The sequence below is a fragment of the uncultured Nocardioides sp. genome, from assembly GCF_947488025.1.
In the GTDB taxonomy this organism is placed as follows: Bacteria; Actinomycetota; Actinomycetes; order Propionibacteriales; family Nocardioidaceae; genus Nocardioides.
This window is the reverse complement of the sequence record NZ_CANKYS010000008.1, coordinates 115,561-136,033: the sequence shown is the minus strand read 5'-3', so window position 1 is coordinate 136,033 and position 20,473 is coordinate 115,561. Positions and strand designations below refer to the sequence as shown.

The following is a 20,473-nucleotide window of genomic DNA, read 5'->3' as shown; positions in this document are numbered from 1 at the left end:
ATCGGTCAGGTGTGTCCTGACGACCTCGTGCGCGACGCGGTCAGGGCTGCGGCGTGGCCCGGTCCACGACCTCGCGCAGTGACCCGCTGTCGAGCATGCCGAACGTGCCGCCGTACGACGTCCCGAACCGGCTGCCGCAGAAGGCGTCGGCCACCTCGGGCGGTGCGTACCGCACGAGCAGAGAGCCCTGCAGGCACGCGGCCATCCGGCCGGCGAGCCGCCGCGCTCCGGCTTCGAGACCGGCCCCCTCACCGAGGAGCGCGAGGGTGTCGTCGACCGCCCGGTCGAGGCGGCTGTCCGCCCCGCGGGCGGCACCGACCTCGGTGATCCAGGCCTGGAGCACCTCGGGCTCGCGGCCCAGCGCGCGGAGCACGTCGAGCGCGTTGACGTTGCCCGAGCCCTCCCAGATCGAGTTGAGCGGTGACTCGCGGAACATCAGCGGCAGCCCGGAGTCCTCGACGTAGCCGTTGCCGCCGAGGCACTCCAGCGCCTCGGCGACCATCGCGGGCGTGCGCTTGCACACCCAGAACTTCGCGAGCGGCAGGGCGATCCGGCGCAGCGCCACCTCGTGCGGGTCGCCCGGGCGGTCGACGGCCGCTGCGAGCCGCATCGCCAGCGCGGTGGCGGCCTCGGACTCGACGGCCAGGTCGGCGACCACGTTCTGCATGAGCGGCTTGTCGACGAGCAGGCCGCCGAAGGCCGAGCGGTGCGCGACGTGCCACGACGCCTCGGCGAGCGCGTGTCGCATCAGGGCGGCCGACCCGAGGACGCAGTCGAGGCGGGTGGCGGCGACCATCTCGATGATCGTCCGCACACCGCGGCCCTCGTCGCCGAGGCGCTGGGCAAGCGTGCCGTTGAGCTCGAGCTCGCTCGAGGCGTTGGACCGGTTGCCGAGCTTGTCCTTGAGCCGCACGACGTCGATCCGGTTGCGCGAGCCGTCCTCGAGCACCCGCGGGACGACGAAGCAGGTCATGCCGCCGTCGGCCTGCGCGAGCACGAGGAACACGTCGTTCATCGGCGCGGAGGTGAACCACTTGTGCCCGTCGAGGCGGTACCACCCGTCCTCCGACGTCGGCGTCGCGCGGGTCTGGTTCGCGCGCACGTCGGAGCCGCCCTGCTTCTCGGTCATCCCCATGCCGGCCAGCGCGCCGGTCTTGGCGGAGCGGCCGCGGACGCCGGGCTCGTACGAGCGTGCCGCCAGCAGCGGCGTCCACTGCCGCGCGATGGCCTCGTCGGCGCGCAGCGCGGGCACGGCGGCGTACGTCATCGAGATCGGGCAGCCGTGCCCCGGCTCGGTCTGCGACCACGCGAGGAAGCCGGCGGCGCGGCGCAGGTGGGCGTGCGGGTCGCCCGCCTCCTGCTGCTCCCACGGCGCTGCCTGCAGCCCGTGGCCGACCGCCCGCTCCATCAGCCAGTGCCACGAGGGGTGGAACTCGACCTCGTCGACGCGGTTGCCCCAGCGGTCGTACGACGTCAGCTCGGGGTGGTGGCGGTTGGCCAGCATCCCGTGCTCGCGCGCCTCCGCCGTGCCCGCCTCGGCACCGAGCGGGATGAGCTCGTCGACCAACGCCGCCGACCCGTGGCGGGTCAGCGCCTCGGTGAGGGCGAGGTCCGAGGTGACGACGTTGTGCCCCACGAGGGCGGGCGCCTGGTTGGTGGCGGTGCGGGCGTCGAAGGTGGTGCTGTCGTCCATGGGCCCACCGTAGGGCTCGCGCCGGGGCCGCGTGACGAGGGCCACGTCGTCGGTCGAACCGCCGCGCGGGTCCGGTCCATCGGTACGCCGCCTCGATAGCGTGGTCGGCATGGTCGAGGCGCGCGAGGACACCCCTGCCCCGCGCCGCGCGGAGGTGGTGCTGCGTCGGTGGCGTGAGCACCTGTGGCGCATCATCGTCACGACCGTCGGCTCCTGCCTGCGCCACCGCGTCACCGGGCTCGCCGCCGAGGCGGCGTTCTTCGCGGTGCTGTCGGTCCCGCCGCTGATCTTCGCCCTCGCCGGCGCCGTGGGCTTCGTCAGCGAGCGGTTCACCGCGACCCAGGTCGAGGACGTGAGCAACGCCGTCCTCGAGATCTCGCGCCAGGCGCTGACCGACCGGGCCGTGGACCGGATCATCGCCCCGACCCTCCAGGAGGTGCTCGACGGCGGTCGCTACGACGTCATCTCGATCGGCTTCGTCCTCGCCCTCTGGTCGGGCTCGCGCGCGCTCAACGTCTTCGTCGACACCATCACGATCATGCACGGGCTCGGCGGTCACCGGGGGATCGTCGCCACCCGGGCGCTGTCCTTCGTGCTCTACGTCCTGGCGATGGTGACCGGTGCGGTGAGCATCCCGCTCGTCGTCGCCGGACCGACCCTGGTCGACCGGGTCCTGCCGGAGCGGCTCGACTTCGTCAACAGCCTCTACTGGCCGGTCGTGCTCGTCCTGTGCATCTGCTTCCTCGCCACGCTCTACCACGTGTCCGTCCCGGTGCGGACCAACTGGAGCTTCAACCTGCCCGGCGCCGTCTTCGCCCTCTTCTGCTGGATCGCCGGGTCCTACACCCTGCGGTGGGTGCTGACGGTGACGGCTGCCGAGTCGCGCTCGATCTACGGCCCGCTGGCCGCGCCCATCGCGGTGCTGCTGTGGCTCTACCTGCTCGCGCTCGCCGTACTCATCGGAGCAGCGGTCAACGCCGCCTTCGACACCGTGTTCCCGCAGAAGAGCACGACCCGCGCGCGGCTGGAACTGGTGCAGCGCCTGCGCGAGCGGATCAGCGTGCGAGACTCCTGACCGTGCGTGCCGACAGCGTCCACCCCAGCGTGGGACGGGTCTCCCTCCCCGAGCAGACCCGGTCGCCGTGGTGGGAGCTCGGCCGGCGACTGCTGGCCGCCCTCGCGATCCTCGTCGGCACCGTCCTGATCGTCTACTTCGACCGGGACGGCTACACGGACGGCAACGACCCCACCGACACCATCAGCTGGATCGACGCGATCTACTACACGACCGTCACGCTCAGCACGACCGGCTACGGCGACATCGCCCCGGTGACCGACCAGGCCCGCCTGGTCAACGCGTTCATCATCACGCCGGCCCGCATCGCCTTCCTCGTCCTGCTGATCGGCACCACCCTCGAGGTCCTTGCCTCGCAGGGACGAGAGATGTTCCGGGTCGCCCGGTGGAGGAAGAGGAACATGGACCAGCACGTCGTCGTGATCGGCTACGGCACCAAGGGCCGCAGCGCCATCGAGACCCTGCTCAACAACGGCTACGAGCGCGGGTCGATCGTCGTGGTCGATCCGGACGCCGTGGCGATGGAGGAGGCCAACCGCGACCAGCTCGTCGGCATCGCGGGTGACGCCACCCGTCGCGGCGTGCTGCGCCAGGCGGGGGTGGAGAAGGCCACCCACGTCATCATCACGACGGACCGCGACGACTCCAACGTGCTCGTCACGCTGACCGTGCGGCAGGTGAACCCCGACGCCTGGATCGTGGCCTCGGTCCGCGAGCACGAGAACGTCCCGCTGATGAGGCAGTCGGGCGCCAACTCGGTGATCACCTCCTCCGACGCCGTCGGCCGGCTCCTCGGGCTGTCGTCGATGTCGCCGATGCTGGGCTCGGTCATGGAGGACCTGATGACCTATGGCGAGGGCCTCGAGGTCGCCGAGCGCGACCTGCTGGTCGCCGAGGTCGGCAAGCAGCCCCAGCGGCTGCCCGACCAGGTCATCGCCGTCGTGCGTGACGAGAAGGTCTACCGCTACTTCGACCCCGTGGTCTCGCTGCTCGCCCGCGGCGACCGGCTCATCGTCATCCGCCCGGCCAAGGAGCTCCCGTGGGCGCCGCGTCCCGGCACCCACGGCGAGGAGCTGGCCGACGAGGACGACTGAGAGCCAGCCGTCGTGATCGCCTCGCACCGTCACCGCTTCGTCTTCGTCAAGACCCGCAAGACCGCCGGCACCAGCCTCGAGATCGCGCTCTCGCGCCACTGCGGGCCGACCGACATCGTCACCCGGATCAGCCCCGAGGACGAGGAGCTGCGCGCCGCCGCCGGGGGAGTCGGGCCCCAGAACGACGACACCGACCCCAGCTCGTACGCCCACATGGGGGCGCGCCGCGTCATCGAGGTCATCGGCCGCGAGACCTGGGACGCCTACTTCACCTTCGCGGTGGAGCGGAACCCGTTCGACGTGGTGGCCTCGTCCTACCGCTACAGCGCGCGCAAGCCGACCTTCACCAAGTCCTTCGCCGAGTTCGTCCGCACTCCCAGGCGCATGGAGCGCCTGGCCCTCAACGAGCGGCTCTACCGCCTCGACGGCCAGGTGGTCGTGGACCGGGTCTACCGCTACGAGGAGCTGCCGGCCGCGGTCGTGGACGTCTCCGCCCGTCTCGGCATCGCCCTCGACCTGCCGCACGCCAAGCAGGGGAGCGGGCCGCACTACCGCGAGCTCTACGGTCCCGGCGACGCCGACATCGTGGCGCAGCGCTTCGCGCGGACCATCCGGGAGTTCGGCTACGAGTTCTAGCCGGGCCCCTGGCGCAGACTCCCCGCTCGAGCGGGGAGTCCGACTCCTGGAGGCCGTTGCAACGGCCTCGAAGAGTCAGAAGAGGCCAACAAGTCCGCTCGCTGCCGTCGGCTCGACCCCGAGCGGCCCTGCCGGCCGTACGTCACAGCGCGGGCCGGCAGGGCCTCGACCGAGAGCCCCACGCAACTCGATCTGCCCGGGAGGTGCTCGTCAGGGCCTGCTTGATACATCGGCTCACCCCTGGGGCGGGATGATGCCTGCACGTCACCGGACGAAGGGGCCGCTGCCACCGCGGTGAGAGAATTACATGGTTGATCTTCACTCATCGGCGTGGCGCGCTTGACTTCTGGCTCATACGATCGCTCCTTGTGCACCAACAGTCACAAGAGCCTCACTCGTCACAGCGGCCTCCCGCGCCCACGTCGGCCCTCCGGGACGTCGTGCATCGAGCCGTCCGCACCGCACAGCTGTTCGCCGGAGTGCTCGCGCTGCTCCTGTTGGTCATGCCGACCACGGCCGGTCGGATCAGCCTCGCGTCCTCGACGTACCTGTGCTCCGGCTACCAGGGCTGCGAGGCCGCCGGGTACGGGAACGCCGGCTACCGGCAGGTCTCCTCGACGATGTACTGGCGGATGTACGCCGGGCACAACTGCACCAACTACGTGGCGTACCGCCTGATCCAGTCCGGCATGCCCAACGTCCGTCCGTGGACCGGCAGCGGCAACGCGTCCAACTGGGGCGTGGCGATGGCAGGCATCACCGACCAGGTCCCGACGGTGGGCTCGGTCGCCTGGTACAAGCCCCACGTGACGCCGGCCGGTTCGGCGGGCCACGTCGCCTACGTCGAGCAGGTCATCTCCGACACCGAGATCATCGTCTCCGAGGACTACTGGGGCGGCGACTTCTACTGGCGCCGCATCACCAAGTCCGGCGGCGGCTGGCCGAGCGGGTTCATCCACTTCAACGACCGCGTGGTCCAGCCCACGTCACCCCCGACCATCGCCGGTACGCCGATGGTCGGCGCACCGCTCGAGGTGGCGGTCGGCGGGTGGACCCCCGCGCCGACGAGCGTCACCGTCCAGTGGCTCGCCGACGGGGCCGCCATCCCGGGCGCCACCACGGCCGGCTACGTGCCCACGCCCGACGTCAAGGGCAAGACCCTGACCGCCCAGGTGACCGCGCAGCTGGACGGGTACACCCCGGGCGCCGCGGCCCCCGCAACCGCGCCCGTCGCCCCGGGCACCTTCCAGCCCACCCAGGCGCCGACCATCCAGGGTGCTCCGGAGGTCGGCACGACCCTCACGCTCACCCCGCCGTCGTGGGCGCCGCAACCCACCAAGGCGAAGACGCAGTGGTACGCCGACGGGAACGCCCTCGACGGTGCCACCGGTGCGACGCTGACCCTCACCCGTGACCAGATCGGCAAGCAGATCAGCGCCCGCGTCATCGCGAGCGCCAAGGGCTACAAGAAGTCGAGGTCGACCGCGTCGGCGACCGCGCCCGTCCTCGCCAAGGCTGTCGCACTCCGCAGCCCGTCCCGGGTCAAGGGTGCGCCGCAGGTGGGGAGCCGCATCGTCGTGAAGCCAGGCCGGCTCCGTCCCAGCAATGCGTCGACCACCTACCAGTGGCTCCGGGACGGTCGACGCATCGCCAAGGCCACCCACCGGGCCTACACCGTCCGTCGCGGGGACGTCGGTCGCGGCCTGACCGTCGAGGTCACGCACGACCGGCGGAACTTCCGCGCCACCACGGAGACGCTGACCGTGGCGTCCCCCGTCACGACCACGCCGAAGGTGCGGGTGCGCACCGAGGCCAAGCGGGGAAGGGTGGCCGTCGACATCCGCGTCAAGGCCCTGGGCGCGCCCAAGCCCGCGGGCGCGATCACCGTCGCCGTCGGACGACGGACGATGGAGGGTGCGCTCGTCGACGGGAGGGTGCGCCTCGTCGTGCGCGACGTCAAGCCCGGGAACAGGCCCGTGGTCGTGCGCTACGCCGGCACCGACGTCGTGCAGGCGGCTGTCGCGCGTACGACGGTCACGGTGCCTCGCACGAAGTCGTGACGATGGTCGCCCTCACCCCCGGAGGGTGAGGGCGGGGCAGCGGGAAGGCGCGCATCGTGGTGGGCGGACCACCGTCGACATCACGGTCGACCTCGCGCGTGGTTCCCGTGCAGCGTGCGCGCCAGGGAGAGGCGGACCATGACAGGGATCGGCACTCCGCACAGCGCCGTCAGACGGGTCGTCGGCGTCGTCAGTGACGGCACCGGGCGTTCGCAGGACGAGGTGGTCGTCCTGGCGACCATCGGCGCGGCCTTGCTGGCGGCCGTGGCCGTGTGGCGAGGCATCGCCTGGGCCGTGCAGGCGGCGACGGACCAGGACCCGTGGCCCGCGCCACCGGCGCGGAACAGCGGGTAGGCGCTGCCGTCACGGTGGCGCGAGACGATCGGACGAGAGGTGCAGCGGATGAAGGTGCGAGCGGGAGCTGTGGTCCGCGGGACCGGGGTGGCGCTCGCGTGCCTCGCACCTGACGCCTCCAAGCGCTCGCCCATCCTCCTCGCCGGTTTTGCGGGCGGCTGGTTCCTGGGCAGGCCCGGCCTCCAGGGCTTCACCGTCGTCCCTGACGCGGAAGAGCCCTGGAAGCGCACAACCGTGCCCTTCGCCACCTCGGTCGCGACGTGGTCGACCGTGATGCTGGCGGCGATGACGGCGCTGCGGAAGACGAGGCTGCCGGTGCCGGTCGCTGCGATCGTGCTCGGAGGTGGCCTCGTCGTGGTCGACTCCCTCCTTGCCGACCTGGCGGAGGCTCGTGACGCGCGGACCGGGGGCGCTCCGGGCGACGCTCGCTAGTCCGTCGGGGTGTCTACTCCGGGCGAGGCCCGGTCGCGACCCTGCGTGCTGCCCAGCAGGACCATGGCGAGCATGGGCAGGACGAGGACGGTGGTGGCGCCGGCGCCCACGAGCACCGAGGCGGTCTCGGTCGACATCTGACCCGCGTCCACCGAGACCGACGTGACCGCGACGATGATGGGCAGCCCGGTGGCGGCGAAGAGCGCGGTAGCGGCGCTGTCGCGGGCGCCGAGGCGGTCCGCGCGCGGGCCGAGGGACCGGCTGGCGATGAAGACCGGCAGTGCGCGGGCGGAAAGGATCAGCACGAGCACCGCTGCGAAGGCCGCCGGCTCGCGCCCGATGGCGCGCGGGTCGATGGCCATGCCCGAGGTCACGAAGAACACCGGGACCAGCAGCCCGAAGGCGATGCCCTCGAGCCGAGCCTCGAAGCTCTCGTCGCCGTCGGGGAGCGTCAACCGGAGGATGAAGCCGGCCGCGAACGCGGCGAGCACGATGTCCAGGTCGAGCTCGTTCGCCACCACGCTCAGGGTGACGAGGAGCAGGATGGTCAACCGCACGGGCGTCTGGCTGGTCGACTCCGCCCCGCGGCGGATGTGCACGAGCAACCACGAGCTGCCACCACGCAGGCGCCGCGACGGGATCGTCAGCAGGAGCGCCACCACCGCGAAGACCAGCAGGACCAGGAACGACTCCTCCGCGCCCCGGGTGCCGAGCAGCAGGGCCATGGCCACGACCGGCCCGAGCTCGCCGTACGCACCGTGGCGCAGCACCGATGCGCCCACCCGGCCGGTGGTCATGCCGGAGTCCTTGAGGATCGGCAACAGGGTGCCCAAGGCGGTCGACGTCAGGGCGATGGCCAGGGCCACCTCCTCCTGGACCACCCCCACTCCAGCCAGCCACGCTGTGAGGGCGAAGGCGACGCCCAGGCACGCCAGCCAGGTCAGGCCGGCCCGTCGCCCGGCCCGTCCGGCCAGCTCCGCCGGGTCGATCTCGAACCCGGCGAGGAGGAACAGCATGCCCAGTCCGAGGTCGCTCAGCAGCTCGATGGGCGCACCCTCGACGGCCAGCTCGAGCCCGAACGGTCCGATCAGCATCCCCAGTGCGAGCAGGAAGACGACCTCCGGGACCAGCCGTCGCGGCACCAGGCCAGCGATGATGGGAGCCGCGACGGCGACGACCGAGATCCAGAACAGTGACACGGCAACCGACGGCATGCGACTCCTGTCCCGGACGGGCACTGGTCTTCGGCACGCTAGGGCGACGCCCGTCCGGCTGCAAGCCGGAGTCCAGCCCCGCATGTCGGGGTACGAGAAAACCGGCAGGTCGAGGAGCTGAGCCTCTGACCTGCCGGTTTGTGGTGGGCGATACTGGGTTTGAACCAGTGACCTCTTCCGTGTCAAGGAAGCGCGCTACCGCTGCGCCAATCGCCCATGTCTTGAGTTGTGTCGGTGTCGATCTCTGGCGGAGGTGGGTACGGGATTTGAACCCGTGTAGACGGATTTGCAGTCCGTTGCCTCGCCTCTCGGCCAACCCACCGTGGAGGTTCCGAAATGAACGGGGGAGACCTTCCGAGCGGACAACGAGACTCGAACTCGCGACCTCAACCTTGGCAAGGTTGCGCTCTACCAACTGAGCTATGTCCGCCTGCATCCTGCGCCGTTTCACCGGCCCTGAGTGCGAGTGGAACAGTAGTACATGCCCGACGAGGCACCAAAATCGCCCCCCTCCTCCGTGTGTCACACGCGTCCCAGCGGGATCGCCCCGACCCCTAGAGTGACGCCATGCGCGCGTGGATCGACGGTGACCTGTTGGCCGACCCGACCCAGGGGGCGATCGCGGTCACCGACCACGGGTTCACCGTCGGGGACGGCGTCTTCGAGGCGGTCAAGACGCTGGACGGCGTGCCGTTCGCGCTGACCCGTCACCTCGCCCGGTTGGAGCGGAGCGCAGCGGGTCTGGGGCTGCCCGCCCCCGACCTCGACGACGTACGCCGCGGGGTCGCGGCCGTGCTCGACGGCGCGCAGGACGACCCGATCGGCCGGCTCCGCATCACCTGGACCGCCGGGCCACACCCCATGGGGTCCGGACGTGGTGGGGGACCGGCGACGCTGGTCGTCGCCTACAGCGCGATCGACCACGCGCCCGCCGAGACCAGCGTCGTGACGGTCCCGTGGACCCGCAACGAGAACGGCGCGACCGCGGGGCTCAAGACGACGTCGTACGCCGAGAACGTCATCGCCCTGGCACACGCCCACCGGCACGGTGGGACCGAGGCGGTCTTCGCCAACACCGCGGGCAACCTGTGCGAGGGCACGGGGTCCAACGTGTTCTACGTCGTGGACGGGGAGCTGCGCACCCCGAGCCTGGCGTCTGGATGCCTGGCCGGCATCACGCGTGAGCTGGTGCTGGAGTGGTGCGGTGCCCGGGAGGTCGACGAACCGCTGGCCGACGTGCATGCGAACGCGAGCGAGGCCTTCCTCGTCTCCACGACCCGCGACGTCCAGGCCATCACCCGCTGGGACGACCGCGACCTCCCCGCGCCCGGCCCGGTCACGAAGCAGTGCGCGGCGACGTGGGCCGCCCGCGAGGCTGAGACCATGGAGCCGTGAGCACACCTGACACCACCCTCGACCCGGCGATCGCTGCTCGGCTGCGCCACACCGCCGAGGGCCTCGTTCCCGTCGTCGTGCAGCAGCAGGGCTCCGGCGAGGTGCTGATGCTCGCCTGGGTCGACGACGAGGCGCTGCGCCGCACCATCGACACCGGGCGGGCGACCTACTGGTCGCGCTCACGGCGCGAGTACTGGGTCAAGGGCGACACCTCGGGCCACGTCCAGTGGGTCAAGGAGGTCCGCCTCGACTGCGACGGCGACACGCTCCTCTTCGTCGTCGACCAGGTGGGCGCCGCCTGCCACACCGGTGACCACACCTGCTTCGACGCCGACCTGGTGCACCGGGTCGATGGCTGAGCCGGGGGAGTCCCGCCCGGCGACGCGGCGCACCTTCGGCCCCGTCGTCCTCCTCGGTGTCGGGTCCGCCGCCCTGGCTGCGTGGACCGCGAGCAAGCCCTGGGTCGACGGCACGGGCGCCGACTCCGCCCCCGGCATGGCGTCCACGTCCTGGGGAGAGATCGCCTCCTCGCCGCTCGGCACGGCTCTCGCGTTCGTCGTGCTGGCCTGCTGGGGCGTCCTCCTCGTCACGCGGGGGCGGTTCCGCCGGGCGATCGCCGGCCTGGCCGTGCTGGCCGCTCTCGGCTACGTCGCGACCGTCGCGTGGGCGCCGTTCAGCCTGCCGGACCACCTCGTCGAGCAGGTTCGCCGCCGGACGGGGATGACGCTCGACGACACCTCGCTCACCGGCTGGTACTGGCTCGCGTGCGTGGCGGCGCTCCTCGTGCTCGCCTCGACGGTGCTGGCACTCCGCCTGGTCCGGACCTGGCCGGAGATGGGGACGAGGTACGACGCTCCCACGGGAGGCCGAGCCGCCGGTGACGCCGACGCGACGCAGGCGCCGAGCGACCGGCCCACCGACAACATCGACATCTGGAAGGCCCTCGACGACGGCCGGGACCCGACCGCCTAGACTTCGTGCGCACCTGCTCGACCCCGCACCGACCGACGAAGGAGCACCCACGATGGCTGCTGGCCACGGCAACACCCCCGCTGCATGGACTGCTGTGGGGATCGCGATGCTCGGCTTCGTCGTGGGCAGCGTCGCGCTGCTGCAGGTCCCGACCCAGATGACCCTGCTCTGGATCGGCATCATCATCGCGGTGATCGCGTTCCCGCTGTTCCTGGTGCTGTCCAGGCTCGGCTTCAACTCCTCCGACCACTGAGCGTCACGCCGGTCACAGTCCGGGTCCGTCCACTGGGCACCGGCCCCGGGCGGGCTGGGCCCGGGTGAGAGGCTGAGGCCATGCCAGCGACCGGTTCCGTGCTCGACGACATCGTCGCGGGCGCACGCGACGACCTCGCCCGCCGCGAGGCCGCGCTCCCGCTCGGCGAGCTGCGCGCCCGCCTCGCCGACGCCCCGACCCCGCGCGACCCGATGCCGCACTTCCGTGCTGCCGGGGCCAGCGTGATCGCGGAGGTCAAGCGCCGCAGCCCGAGCAAGGGTGCGCTCGCCGAGATCCCCGACCCGGCGTCGCTCGCGCAGGCCTACGCCCGCGGCGGTGCCGCGGCCATCTCGGTGCTGACCGAGGAGCGCCGCTTCGGCGGCAGCCTGGCCGACCTGCGCACCGTGCGGGCCGCCGTCGAGACCCCGATCCTCCGCAAGGACTTCATCGTCGAGCAGTACCAGCTCGTGGAGGCCCGCGCCGCCGGTGCCGACCTCGCGCTGCTCATCGTGGCCGCGCTCGACGACGACACCCTGCGCCGCCTCCACGACGAGGCAGCCGGGCTCGGCCTCACCGTCCTGGTCGAGGTGCACGACGAGGCCGAGGCCGAGCGGGCGCTGGCGCTCAGGGCGGGGCTGATCGGCGTCAACAGCCGCAACCTCAAGACCCTCGAGGTCGACCCCGACGTGTTCGGACGCCTCGCCCCCCAGATGCAGGGCGACGCGGTCCTCGTCGCCGAGAGCGGCATCACCGGCGTCGCCGACGTCGAGCGCTTCGTCTCCGAGGGAGCAGGCGTGGTGCTGGTCGGCGAGGCACTGGTCAAGGACGGCGACCCCGAGGCCGCCGTACGAGCGATGACAGGAGTGACGGCACCGTGAGCGTGCAGCCGAGCACCACCGGCAGGGGCACCAGCAGGTACGACGCCGACGAGCGCGGCTACTTCGGCCAGACGTGGGGCGGGCGCTTCATGCCCGAGGCCCTCGTCGCCGCGCTGGACGAGCTGACCGAGGCCTGGCAGGAGGCGATGGCCGACGCGGCCTTCGTCGCCGACTTCGAGCGCGTGCTGCGCGACTACGCCGGCACGCCGAGCCGGCTCTACCACGCCGAGCGGCTCTCCGAGCTCGTCGGTGCGCGCGTGCTGCTCAAGCGCGAGGACCTCAACCACACCGGCGCCCACAAGATCCGCAACGTCCTCGGCCAGGCGCTGCTGACCAAGCGGATGGGCAAGACCCGCGTGATCGCCGAGACCGGTGCCGGCCAGCACGGCGTCGCCAGCGCCACCGCCGCCGCGTGGTTCGACCTCGACTGCACCGTCTACATGGGTGCGGTCGACACCCGCCGCCAGGCGCTCAACGTCGCCCGCATGCAGCTGCTCGGCGCCAAGGTCGTCCCGGTCGAGTCCGGCAGCGCGACGCTCAAGGACGCGATCAACGAGGCGCTACGCGACTGGGTCGCCAGCGTCGACCACACCGCCTACCTCTTCGGCACGGCGGCCGGTCCGCACCCGTTCCCGAGCATGGTCCGCGACTTCTGCCGCGGCATCGGCGACGAGGCCCGCGAGCAGTGCCTCGAGCAGTACGGCGTCCTGCCGGACGCCGTCGCGGCGTGCGTGGGCGGAGGCTCCAACGCGATCGGCCTGTTCACCGCGTTCCTCGAGGACGAGGGCGTCGAGATCCACGGCTTCGAGCCCGGGGGAGACGGCGTGGAGACGGGCCGCCACGCGGCGACCATCCACGCCGGCGAGGCGGGTGTGCTCCACGGCGCCCGCACCTACGTGCTCCAGGACGACGACGGCCAGACGGTCGAGTCCCACTCGATCTCCGCCGGTCTCGACTACCCCGGGGTCGGCCCGCAGCACTCCTGGCTGGCCGCGGCCGGGCGGGCGACGTACACGCCGGTCACCGACGCCCAGGCCATGGACGCGATGGCGCTGCTGAGCCGCACCGAGGGGATCATCCCCGCCATCGAGTCCGCCCACGCGATCGCGGGCGCGCTCGACGTCGCCACCCGGCTCGGCCAGGAGAAGGGCCCCGACGCGACGGTGATCATCAACCTCAGCGGTCGTGGCGACAAGGACATGGGCACGGCCATCGAGTGGTTCGGCCTCGGTGACGCCGACCTCGGCCCCGACGCCGACCTCGAGCAGGTCGAGGCCGACGCGGCGACCGAGCTCGACACGGAGGCCCAGCAGTGACCTCCACCAGCACCGCCTTCGCGACCGCGAGGGCCGAGGGCCGCGCTGCGCTCATCGGCTACCTCCCAGCCGGCTACCCGTCCGTGGACGGCTCGATCGAGGCCATGAAGGTGATGGTCGAGGCCGGCTGCGACGCCATCGAGATCGGCCTGCCCTACAGCGACCCGGTGATGGACGGCCCCACCATCCAGGCCGCCGCCCAGGCGGCGCTCGACGGCGGTGTCCGCACCTCCGACGTGATGCGCGTGGTCGCGGAGGTCGCCGCGACAGACGTGCCGACGCTGGTCATGACCTACTGGAACCCCGTCGAGCGCTACGGCGTCGAGCGGTTCGCCGCCGACCTGGCCGCGGCCGGCGGTGCCGGGCTCATCACGCCCGACATCACCCCCGACCACGGTGCCGAGTGGATCGCGGCGGCCGACGAGCACGGCCTCGACAAGGTGTTCCTCGTCGCGCCCAGCTCGACCGACGACCGCATCGCGATGACCGCGCACGAGAGCCGCGGCTTCGTCTACGCCGCCGCCGTCATGGGCGTCACCGGCGCGCGCGACGCCACCTCCGACCTCGCCGGCCCCCTGGTCGATCGGGTGCGGTCCGCGGGGGACGTCCCGGTCGCGGTCGGCATCGGGGTCAGCAACGGCGACCAGGCCGCCGAGGTCGCCGGCTTCGCCGACGGCGTCATCGTGGGCTCCGCCTTCGTGCGCTGCCTGCTCGACCACGAGGGCGACCTGCCCGCCGGGCTCGACGCCCTGCGGAGCCTGACCACCGACCTCGCCGAGGGCGTGCGACGTGCGCGCTAGGGCACTCGCCGTGGTCGCCGTGGTCCCCCTGCTCGCGCTGCTGGCGGCCTGCGGCGGTGGAGCTCAGTCCGCGGGGCTGACCGGCACGGTCCTCGACCCGCCGTTCGAGGTCGCCGCGACCCCGCTGGTGGACACCGACGGCGCCGCCTTCAGCCTGGCCGACGACACCGACAAGGACCTGACCCTGGTCTTCTTCGGCTACACCAACTGTCCCGACATCTGCGGCCAGGTGATGGCCACCCTCGCCGGCACGTTGACGCGGCTCGACGACGAGCAGAAGGAGCGGCTCGACGTGGTGTTCGTGACGACCGACCCCGCGCGCGACGACGAGGCGGTGACGGAGGACTACGTCAGCGCGTTCGACCCGAGCATCATCGGTCTGACCGGCGACCTCGACGACATCCTCGAGGTGGGCGAAAGCCTCGCGGTCGGGATCGACAAGGGGGACAAGCTCCCCAGCGGCGGCTACGAGGTCACGCACGGCACCCGTGTGTACGCGATCGACGCCGACGACGAGTCGCCGATGATGTGGAACCGCGACGTCTCGCAGGCCCAGCTGGCCAGTGACGTGCTGACGTTGCTCGACGAAGGATGATGCTCCCGATGCTGACCGTCCCGACCGTGCTGGCCTCGCCGCTGGTCACCCTGATGTCCATCCCGAGTCCCGCCGACGGCGTGTGGAACCTCGGCCCCGTGCCGATCCGCGGCTACGCGCTGAGCATCATCCTCGGCATCGTGCTTGCGATCTGGATCGGCGAGCGGCGCTGGGTCGCGCGTGGCGGCACGGCCGGCGAGGTCAGCGACCTGGCCCTGTGGGCCGTGCCCTTCGGGCTGATCGGCGGCCGGCTCTACCACGTGATCACCGACTGGGAGCTCTACTTCGGCGAGGGTCGCAACCCCGTCACCGCGCTCTACGTCTGGCGCGGCGGCCTCGGCGTGTGGGGGGCGATCGCCCTCGGTGCGTTCGGGGTGTGGCTCGGGGCCCGGTCGAAGGGCATCAAGCTGCTGCCGCTGCTCGACGCGCTCGCTCCCGGCGTGCTCGTCGCGCAGGCCGTCGGACGATGGGGCAACTGGTTCAACCAGGAGCTCTACGGCCGTCCGACCGACCTGCCGTGGGGCCTGGAGATCGACGTCGCCCACCGTCCTTCGCAGTACCTCGACCAGGCGACCTACCACCCGGCGTTCCTCTACGAGTGTCTCTGGAACCTGGCGGCGTTCGCCGTCATCATCTGGGCCGACCGCCGCTTCCGCCTCGGCCACGGTCGCGTCGCCGCGCTCTACGTCATGCTCTACACGCTCGGCCGCGGCTGGATCGAGAACCTCCGCATCGACGACGTGCAGATGGACGACGTGCTGGGGCTGCGGCTCAACGTCTGGACCTCGATCGTGCTGTTCGTGCTGGCCGCGGTGTGGTTCGTGTGGTCGGCCCGGCGACATCCCGGTCGTGAAGAGGTGGTCCGCACCCGGGAGCCCGAGGTCGAGGACGCAGAGGACTCCGAGGACTCCGAGGGCTCCGACGACGCCGGGGACGCCGAGGACTCCGAGGACGGCCGTCGCGCCGGTCCCACGGCCTGACACGGCGCGCACCGGCGGCTCGCGCCGGTGATAGGTTCCGTGGTGCTCGGGCCAACGTCGTCCCCAGCGTTGACTTCCACCCCCTCGCCCGTCGCGGCCGGTGAACCGGTCCGTGACGCGCGGAGACGACGACGGGAGAATGCCTCCATGCACGCATTCCCGCCGAGCCAGGGTCTCTACGACCCTCGCCACGAGAAGGACGCCTGCGGTGTCGCCATGGTGGCGACGCTCACCGGTGAGGCCAGCCACGACATCGTGGCCAAGGCGCTCACCGCCCTGCGCAACCTCGACCACCGCGGTGCCGCGGGCGCCGAGGTGAACTCCGGAGACGGCGCCGGGATCCTGATGCAGGTCCCTGACGCCTTCCTGCGCGAGGTGGTCGACTTCGACCTGCCTCCGGCGCGGGCGTACGCCGTGGGCACCGCGTTCCTGCCCGGTGACGCCGAGGCGGTGGCCAAGACCCGCCGGCGCATCGAGGAGCTCGCCGAGGAGGAGGACCTCACGGTCCTCGGATGGCGTGAGCTGCCCGTCGACGACACGACGCTGGGCGCCACCGCGCGCAGCGTGATGCCGAGCTTCGCGCAGGTCTTCGTCGCCGGTCGCGGCGCGCGGGTGAGCGGGATGGCGCTGGAGCGTCGCGCGTTCTGCCTGCGCAAGCGCGCCGAGTCCGAGACGGACGTCTACTTCCCCTCGCTCTCCTCGCGCACGCTGGCCTACAAGGGCATGCTCACCACCGACCAGCTCGACCAGGTCTTCCCCGACCTGACCGACGATCGGGTCGCCTCCGCGATGGCGGTCGTGCACTCCCGCTTCTCCACCAACACGTTCCCGAGCTGGCCGCTGGCCCACCCGTTCCGCTTCATCGCCCACAACGGTGAGATCAACACCGTCATGGGCAACCGCAACTGGATGCGCGCCCGCGAGGCGCTGCTCGAGAGCGACCTGATCCCGGGCGACCTCGAGCGGCTCTTCCCGATCTGCACGCCCGGTGCCTCGGACTCCGCGTCGTTCGACGAGGTCCTCGAGCTGCTGCACCTCGCCGGCCGCTCGTTGCCCCACTCCGTGCTGATGATGATCCCGGAGGCCTGGGAGAACCACCGCGAGATGGACGCCAAGCGTCGCGCGTTCTACGAGTTCCACTCCATGCTGATGGAGCCCTGGGACGGACCCGCGTGCGTGGTGTTCACCGACGGCACCCAGATCGGCGCGGTCCTCGACCGCAACGGCCTGCGGCCCTCGCGCTACTGGGTCACCGACGACGGCCTCGTCGTCCTCGCCTCCGAGGTCGGCGTGCTCGACCTCGACCCCGCCACCGTCGTCCGCAAGGGCCGGCTGCAGCCGGGTCGGATGTTCCTCGTCGACACCGAGGAGCACCGGATCATCGAGGACGAGGAGATCAAGAGCCAGCTCGCCGCGGAGCAGCCCTACGACGAGTGGCTGCACGCCGGGCTCGTCCACCTCGACGACATCGACGACCTCGAGCACATCGTCCACACCCACGCCTCGGTGACGCGCCGCCAGCAGATCTTCGGCTACACCGAGGAGGAGCTGCGGGTCCTGCTCAGCCCGATGGCCAACACCGGTGGCGAGGCGCTCGGCTCGATGGGCACCGACACCCCGATCGCGGCGCTGAGCGACAAGCCGCGGATGCTGTTCGACTACTTCTCCCAGCTGTTCGCGCAGGTGACGAACCCGCCGCTCGACGCGATCCGCGAGGAGCTGGTGACCTCGCTGAGCGGCTCGATCGGCCCCGAGGCCAACCTCCTCGAGCCGACCCCGGCGTCGTGCCGGCAGATCGTGCTGCCGTTCCCGGTCTTCTCCAACGATGACCTGGCCAAGATCCGCCACATCAACCGCAACGGCGACATGCCGGGCTTCCAGGTCCATGTCGTGCGCGGGCTGTACGACGTCGAGGGCGGTGGAGCGGCGCTCGAGGCACGCCTCGACGAGCTGTGCGCCGAGGTGTCGGCGGCGATCGCCGCCGGAGCCCGCATCATCGTGCTCTCCGACCGGCACTCCACCGCCGAGCTGGCCCCGATCCCGTCGCTGCTGCTCACCGGCGCGGTCCACCACCACCTCGTCCGGGAGAAGACCCGCACGCAGGTCGGCCTGCTGGTCGAGGCCGGCGACGTCCGCGAGGTCCACCACGTGGCCCTCCTGGTCGGCTACGGCGCGGCCGCGGTCAACCCCTACCTCGCGATGGAGTCGGTCGAGGACCTCGCCCGCGAGGCCTACTACGTGAAGGTGGACGCCGACAAGGCCGTCGCCAACCTGATCAAGGCGCTCGGCAAGGGCGTGCTCAAGGTGATGTCCAAGATGGGCGTCTCGACGGTCGCGTCCTACACCGGCGCCAAGATCTTCGAGTCCGTGGGCCTCTCGCAGGCCGTCATCGACCGCTACTTCACCGGCACGACCTCCAAGCTCGGCGGCATCGAGCTCGACACGATCGCCGAGGAGGTGGCGCGCCGTCACGCGACGGCGTACCCCCGCAAGGGCATCGCCCCCGCGCACCGCGAGCTGACGATCGGCGGGGAGTACCAGTGGCGTCGTGAGGGCGAGCCGCACCTGTTCGACCCCGAGACGGTCTTCCGGCTCCAGCACGCCACCCGCACCGGCAGCTACGACATCTTCAAGCAGTACACCGACCGGGTGAACCAGCAGTCGGAGCGGCTGATGACGCTGCGCGGGCTGTTCACCTTCAAGGACGGCGTGCGCGAGCCCGTCGACATCGACGAGGTCGAGCCGGTCTCGGAGATCGTCAGGCGCTTCTCCACCGGTGCGATGTCCTACGGCTCGATCAGCCAGGAGGCGCACGAGACGCTGGCGATCGCGATGAACCGGCTGGGCGGCAAGTCCAACACCGGTGAGGGCGGCGAGGACCCCGACCGGCTCTACGACCCCGAGCGGCGCTCGGCGATCAAGCAGGTCGCCTCGGGTCGCTTCGGCGTCACCTCGGAGTACCTCACCAACGCCGACGACATCCAGATCAAGATGGCGCAGGGCGCCAAGCCCGGCGAGGGCGGCCAGCTGCCCGGCCACAAGGTCTACCCGTGGGTGGCCAAGACCCGGCACTCCACGCCGGGCGTCGGCCTGATCAGCCCGCCGCCGCACCACGACATCTACTCCATCGAGGACCTGGCACAGCTGATCCACGACCTCAAGAACGCCAACCCGGCGGCGCGCATCCACGTGAAGCTCGTCTCCGAGGTCGGCATCGGCACCGTCGCTGCAGGTGTGTCGAAGGCGCACGCGGACGTCGTCCTGGTCTCCGGGCACGACGGCGGCACCGGCGCGTCACCGCTGACCTCGCTGAAGCACGCCGGTGGTCCGTGGGAGCTCGGTCTGGCCGAGACCCAACAGACCCTGCTGCTCAACGGCCTGCGGGACCGGATCGTGGTGCAGGCCGACGGCCAGCTCAAGACCGGCCGCGACGTCATCATCGCCGCGCTGCTCGGGGCGGAGGAGTACGGCTTCGCCACCGCGCCGCTCGTGGTCAGCGGCTGCATCATGATGCGGGTCTGCCACCTCGACACGTGCCCGGTCGGCGTCGCCACCCAGAACCCGGTGCTGCGCGAGCGCTACAGCGGCAAGGCCGAGTACGTCGTCAACTTCTTCGAGTTCATCGCCCAGGAGGTCCGCGAGCTGCTGGCCGAGCTCGGCTTCCGCAGCCTCGACGAGGCGATCGGGCAGGTCGGCACGCTCGACGTGGCCCAGGCGGTCGACCACTGGAAGGCCTCCGGGCTGGATCTCCGGCCGATCCTCCATCAGGCCTCGGCCCACGGTGAGTTCGGCCAGTTCGAGCACCAGGACCTGCGCAACACCAAGGTCCAGGACCACGGTCTCGCCAAGGCGCTCGACAACGAGCTCATCGCCATCGCCGCCCCGGCGCTGGAGAGCGGCGAGCCCGTGCGCGCCCAGGTCGCCATCCGCAACGTCAACCGCACCGTCGGGACGATGCTCGGGCACGAGGTGACCAAGCGCTACCGCGGCGAAGGCCTGCCCGACGGCACGATCGACATCACCCTGACCGGCTCGGCCGGCCAGTCGTTCGGCGCCTTCCTGCCGCGCGGCGTGACCCTGCGGCTCGAGGGCGATGCGAACGACTACGTCGGCAAGGGCCTCTCCGGTGGCCGGATCGTCGTCCGCCCCGACCGGGGTGCGACCTTCGAGGCCGCCGAGCAGATCATCGGCGGCAACACCATCGGCTACGGCGCCACGTCGGGCCAGGTCTTCCTGAGCGGTCGCGTGGGCGAGCGCTTCTGCGTCCGCAACTCCGGCGCCACCGCCGTGGTCGAGGGTGTCGGCGACCACGGGTGCGAGTACATGACCGGCGGTGTCGTGGTCGTCCTCGGAGCCACGGGTCGCAACTTCGCCGCCGGCATGTCCGGTGGCTACGCCTTCGTGCTCGACCTCGACGAGCAGCGGGTCAACCCCGAGCTGGTCGAGCTGGCACCCGTCACCGGCAAGGCCGCCGACGAGCTCAGGTCCCTGGTCGAGCAGCACGCCGAGGAGACCGGCTCCGCCGTCGCCACCGCGCTGCTCGCCGACTGGGACGCCTCCCTGGCCCGCTTCACCGAGGTGATGCCGAGCGACTTCAAGCGCGTGCTCGAGGCGCGCGAGGAGGCGATCGAGGACGGGCTCAGCGAGGACGAGGCCGCCGCCCGGATCATGGAGGTCCTCCATGGCTGACCAGATGGCTGACCAGGCGCCGTGCGCCGAATCGACG

General features: G+C 71.5%; 18 protein-coding genes and 3 tRNA genes. 16 read left to right on the top strand and 5 right to left on the bottom strand.

Annotated features, from left to right (window positions below):
- Positions 1–40: 40 nt before the first annotated feature.
- Positions 41–1,693 (bottom strand): acyl-CoA dehydrogenase family protein, encoded by a 1,653-nt coding sequence (locus Q1B24_RS14385; RefSeq protein ID WP_299929916.1) that lies wholly within the window; start codon positions 1,691–1,693, stop codon positions 41–43.
- 109 nt (positions 1,694–1,802) lie between these two features.
- On the opposite strand from Q1B24_RS14385, the gene Q1B24_RS14380 reads away from it, so the two are divergent.
- From Q1B24_RS14380 to Q1B24_RS14355, 6 genes are all read left to right on the top strand, one after another.
- Positions 1,803–2,768, top strand: coding sequence for a YihY/virulence factor BrkB family protein (locus Q1B24_RS14380; protein WP_299929913.1), 966 nt, complete (start codon positions 1,803–1,805; stop codon positions 2,766–2,768).
- A 2-nt stretch (positions 2,769–2,770) separates the two neighbouring features.
- Positions 2,771–3,862, top strand: a complete 1,092-nt coding sequence (locus Q1B24_RS14375; protein ID WP_299929911.1) for a potassium channel family protein — start codon at positions 2,771–2,773, stop codon at positions 3,860–3,862.
- Positions 3,863–3,874: 12 nt separating this feature from the next.
- Entirely contained in the window at positions 3,875–4,498 is a 624-nt protein-coding gene (locus Q1B24_RS14370; RefSeq protein ID WP_299929908.1) for a hypothetical protein, read from the top strand.
- 440 nt (positions 4,499–4,938) lie between these two features.
- On the top strand, positions 4,939–6,558 hold the full coding sequence (locus tag Q1B24_RS14365; RefSeq protein ID WP_299929906.1) for a CHAP domain-containing protein: 1,620 nt from the start codon (positions 4,939–4,941) through the stop codon (positions 6,556–6,558).
- Positions 6,559–6,696: 138 nt separating this feature from the next.
- Complete coding sequence (locus Q1B24_RS14360; RefSeq protein WP_299929903.1) at positions 6,697–6,912, top strand: hypothetical protein; 216 nt, start codon at positions 6,697–6,699, stop codon at positions 6,910–6,912.
- A 48-nt stretch (positions 6,913–6,960) separates the two neighbouring features.
- Positions 6,961–7,344, top strand: a complete 384-nt coding sequence (locus Q1B24_RS14355; RefSeq protein ID WP_299929900.1) for a hypothetical protein — start codon at positions 6,961–6,963, stop codon at positions 7,342–7,344.
- On the opposite strand, the gene Q1B24_RS14350 is transcribed toward Q1B24_RS14355, so the two are convergent.
- From Q1B24_RS14350 to Q1B24_RS14335, 4 genes are all read right to left on the bottom strand, one after another.
- Positions 7,341–8,558, bottom strand: a complete 1,218-nt coding sequence (locus Q1B24_RS14350) for a cation:proton antiporter (protein ID WP_299929898.1) — start codon at positions 8,556–8,558, stop codon at positions 7,341–7,343. The genes Q1B24_RS14355 and Q1B24_RS14350 overlap by 4 nt on opposite strands.
- A gap of 141 nt (positions 8,559–8,699) precedes the next feature.
- Positions 8,700–8,774 (bottom strand) — tRNA-Val (locus Q1B24_RS14345).
- 35 nt (positions 8,775–8,809) lie between these two features.
- Positions 8,810–8,880: transfer RNA gene (locus tag Q1B24_RS14340), tRNA-Cys, on the bottom strand.
- A gap of 35 nt (positions 8,881–8,915) precedes the next feature.
- A tRNA-Gly gene (locus Q1B24_RS14335) sits at positions 8,916–8,988 on the bottom strand.
- 137 nt (positions 8,989–9,125) lie between these two features.
- Between Q1B24_RS14335 and Q1B24_RS14330 the strand changes: the two genes are divergently transcribed.
- The 10 genes from Q1B24_RS14330 to gltB all read left to right on the top strand — a co-directional run bounded on the left by Q1B24_RS14330 (position 9,126) and on the right by gltB (position 20,436).
- Positions 9,126–9,953 carry an aminotransferase class IV gene (locus tag Q1B24_RS14330; protein WP_299929895.1) on the top strand — a complete coding sequence of 276 codons (828 nt, stop codon included), beginning with the start codon at positions 9,126–9,128 and terminating at the stop codon, positions 9,951–9,953.
- Positions 9,950–10,312, top strand: a complete 363-nt coding sequence (gene hisI / locus Q1B24_RS14325; protein WP_299929892.1) for a phosphoribosyl-AMP cyclohydrolase — start codon at positions 9,950–9,952, stop codon at positions 10,310–10,312. Before Q1B24_RS14330 ends, hisI begins: the two co-directional genes overlap by 4 nt.
- Positions 10,305–10,925 carry a Trp biosynthesis-associated membrane protein gene (locus Q1B24_RS14320; protein ID WP_299929889.1) on the top strand — a complete coding sequence of 207 codons (621 nt, stop codon included), beginning with the start codon at positions 10,305–10,307 and terminating at the stop codon, positions 10,923–10,925. The genes hisI and Q1B24_RS14320 overlap by 8 nt, the downstream gene beginning before the upstream one ends.
- Before the next feature lie 52 nt (positions 10,926–10,977).
- The gene (locus Q1B24_RS14315; RefSeq protein WP_299929886.1) at positions 10,978–11,178 is read left to right on the top strand and encodes an HGxxPAAW family protein; all 201 of its coding nucleotides are present in this window, start codon (positions 10,978–10,980) and stop codon (positions 11,176–11,178) included.
- A gap of 80 nt (positions 11,179–11,258) precedes the next feature.
- Positions 11,259–12,056: an indole-3-glycerol phosphate synthase TrpC gene (gene trpC / locus Q1B24_RS14310; protein WP_299929883.1), complete on the top strand. Its 798-nt coding sequence runs from the start codon at positions 11,259–11,261 to the stop codon at positions 12,054–12,056.
- Positions 12,053–13,372 carry a tryptophan synthase subunit beta gene (gene trpB, locus Q1B24_RS14305; protein ID WP_299929880.1) on the top strand — a complete coding sequence of 440 codons (1,320 nt, stop codon included), beginning with the start codon at positions 12,053–12,055 and terminating at the stop codon, positions 13,370–13,372. The genes trpC and trpB overlap by 4 nt, the downstream gene beginning before the upstream one ends.
- Complete coding sequence (trpA, locus tag Q1B24_RS14300) at positions 13,369–14,172, top strand: tryptophan synthase subunit alpha (protein WP_299929877.1); 804 nt, start codon at positions 13,369–13,371, stop codon at positions 14,170–14,172. Before trpB ends, trpA begins: the two co-directional genes overlap by 4 nt.
- A complete protein-coding gene (locus Q1B24_RS14295) occupies positions 14,162–14,767 on the top strand; it encodes an SCO family protein (RefSeq protein ID WP_299929874.1) in 606 nt (201 codons plus the stop codon). Before trpA ends, Q1B24_RS14295 begins: the two co-directional genes overlap by 11 nt.
- Before the next feature lie 8 nt (positions 14,768–14,775).
- Positions 14,776–15,747 (top strand): prolipoprotein diacylglyceryl transferase, encoded by a 972-nt coding sequence (gene lgt / locus Q1B24_RS14290; protein ID WP_299929871.1) that lies wholly within the window; start codon positions 14,776–14,778, stop codon positions 15,745–15,747.
- Positions 15,748–15,894: 147 nt separating this feature from the next.
- Complete coding sequence (gene gltB, locus Q1B24_RS14285) at positions 15,895–20,436, top strand: glutamate synthase large subunit (protein WP_299929868.1); 4,542 nt, start codon at positions 15,895–15,897, stop codon at positions 20,434–20,436.
- The last annotated feature ends 37 nt before the right edge of the window (positions 20,437–20,473 follow it).